Annotated in this window: 2 protein-coding genes and 1 pseudogene; all 3 read right to left on the bottom strand. The window is 68.7% G+C overall.

The annotated features are described in order from the left end of the window. Positions 1–742 (bottom strand): substrate-binding domain-containing protein (locus AC1DU6_RS26195; protein ID WP_477860699.1); only part of this gene is annotated, 742 nt, incomplete at its 3' end. Positions 743–768: 26 nt separating this feature from the next. Continuing rightward, a complete protein-coding gene (locus tag AC1DU6_RS26200; RefSeq protein ID WP_477860697.1) occupies positions 769–1,674 on the bottom strand; it encodes an SMP-30/gluconolactonase/LRE family protein in 906 nt (301 codons plus the stop codon). Positions 1,675–1,757: 83 nt separating this feature from the next. After that, positions 1,758–2,762 (bottom strand): annotated as a pseudogene (locus tag AC1DU6_RS26205) (beta-galactosidase); the annotation flags it as partial.

Raw genomic sequence — 2,762 nt, forward strand, 5'->3', positions numbered from 1 at the left:
GCATCGCGTCCTGCTTGATGCCACGGCCTTCCGCGGCGCGCACGGCGCCCAAGGCCGCTTCGTCGTTCAGGCCGAAGGCCACCCACTTCTTGAACTTGGCGTTCTTCGTGAAGGCGATGTTGGCGGCGTTGAAGGCGCTCTCCGTGTCGGTCTTGGCCTGGGGCGCGTCGACCACATTGGCGACCGGCACGCCGGCAGCCTTCAGCGCATCCACCGCGCCCATGGTGCGATCCCGCGCCGTGGGCAACTGGTCGAAGGCCACGCGCAGCACGCCCACCTCGTCGAGCTTCCAGCCGCGTGCCTTCATCTCGGCCAGCAGCCCCTGGCCGACCTGCTTGCCGATCTCGTAGCCCGAGATACCCATGTGGGGGATTTCGGCGATGGGCTTGCCGGCGCCGTCGACGAGTTGGTCGTCCACCGACATGACCTTGAGGTTGTGGCGCTTGGCGGCGCGGTTGACGGCCGCGCCGAGCTTCACATCAGGCGCGCAGATGACGAAGCCGACGGCCTTCTGTGCCGCCAGGTTGTCAATGGCGGCCATCATCTTTTCGCCGTTGGGGATGCCGATCTTCACGAGGGTGAAGCCCTTGTCCTTGGCGGCCTGCTCGGCATAGCGCCATTCGTCCTGGAACCAGGGCTCTTCGGCCTGCTTGACGAGGAAGCCGATCTTGACCGGTTCGGCCGCTTGCAGCGCGAAGGGGGTGGCAAGCAGGGCCAGTGCCAGTGCGGCGCGTCGTTGCATCTTCATTGTTGTCTCCTAGTCTTCCGTCAGTCTTCAAACRGGGCGTCAGGCACACCCAGCGCCGTGGGCAGGCGCAAGCCGAACAGGCTGCCGGACAGCGGCTGGGCGGCGAGAGCGTCGCGGCTCAGCTCCGTGCGGGCGGTGGTGAGCATCAGCTGGTCCATGCCTTCACCGCCGATGGCGGGGCAACTGGTGTGAGCGGCCGGGGCGCGCAACACGCCCATCAGCCGGCCCTCGGGGTCGTAGCGTGCTACACGGCCAGCGCCCCATTGGGCGTTCCACAGGCAGCCCTCGGCATCGACGACCGAGCCATCGGGCCAGGCGTCGTCCTGGTCCATCGCCGTGAACAGGCGGACGTTGTCGACCTGGGCCGTGTCGGCGTCGTAATCGCACTGCTGGATGCGCTGGGAGAGCGTGTCGCAGAAGTACATCGTGCGGCCGTCCAGGCTGAAGCAGACGCTGTTGGCAATCGCCACCGCCGGCAAGGCCAGGCGGCGCAGGCCGTGGGCCATGGAGTATTGGTAGAAGCTGGCGATCGTGGACTTGGGCCGGCGCTCCTGGGCCTCGTTCATCGTGCCGAAGACGAAGTTGCCGCGCCGGTCGGTGCGCCCGTCGTTGATGCGCGTGCGCGGCTCGGCGGCGTCGACCGGGGCAGCGGTCTGCAGCTGGCCAAGATCCAGGTTGTCGCCCAGCGTCGCGAGAGCCAGGCGCTTGGCCAGGCCCAGCAACACGCGGCCCGAGCGGCAATGGGCGAAGCTGCCCAGGCGATCCGGTAGGCGACATGACAGTGGTCCCGCCGCGCCCGGCTGCCAGGCAAACAGGGTCGCCGCCTCGATGTCCGTCCACCACCAGCGGCCGCCATGCCAGAGCAGGCCCTCACCAAGAAGGGCGCCCTGTGGCAAGGTCAGTTCAAGGTCGCCGTTCAATGTCATCAGAAGTCCAGGTTACGGAGCGGTTCCATTCGGCACAAATCGAATGTCCGGGCTTAACTATCCAGATTCGGAATATCGATCGCTCAGGGCGCGATCGCTGCACGCCTGACCGTCAGCAGCCGGGCGCCGCGCAATTCGGCGACCTGCGTCTGGCCGGCGGCGAAGGCGGGCCGATGGGCCGCGTCGATGTAGACCGGCGCATCGCCGCGCAGCGGCAGCACGCTGAGCTGCAATTCGGCACCCGGCTGCAGCGCGAACTGGCGCAGGCCGATCTGCCAGCGCTGGCCGTTGTAGTACCAGTCGTCCAGCATCCGGCTGCCGGCGAAGACGCGGCCGATGTCGCCGACGAAGTCCAGTTCCAGCAGCACGTCTTCCGCGTTCGGCGCCAGCGGCTGGGGCAGCTTCAGTGACCAGGTCGCCGCCGCGGCAAATGCCTCGGGAATAGGCTGCACGGCCGCCTTGGCCAGGCCACCCTTCAACACGGGTGGCACGGCCCGGGCCGGGCGGGTGGGGCTGATCTGCAGCGTCGGCTGGGCGTTGTCGCCCGCCAGCTCCAGGCGTTGCAGCAGGCCGTTCTGACCGACCTTCAGGCCGACCGCACGCGGCCCGGGCAGGGCAGGGAAGACGGCGGYGCGAAGCGGCTGCGGGCCGATGCCGCGCAGTTGCAGCTTGCCGTCCGCCACCCAGGCCTGCTGCTCGCTGAAAACGAGCCGGCGCTGCCCGGCAATCTCCAGCACGTTCAACTGCTCCACCTGTTCCGGCGCCAGCAGCAGCACGCTGACGGCGCGGCCGTCGCGGCTGCCGATGCGCTGCAGCTGGTTCGCGTCCGGCTTCAGCGTCCTGATGCCGTCGGGCAGCGCGAACTCTGCGGGGACGCCGGCCGTCGTTGCGAACACATGGACGATGCCCTGGGCGCCCGCGTCGAGGCGCGTGACCGGCTGGGCCGTCGCGTGGCGCAGCATCACGCCGTCGAGCTCGAGGTTGATGGGCCAGATGAAATAGGCGCCATTGGGAATGTCGACCGGCGTGCTCGGCAGCGTCACCGTGCCACCCGGCAGCTGCAGCTCGAAGCGCACGCCGACCTGCGC

Source organism: Roseateles sp. P5_B10, from assembly GCF_056400485.1.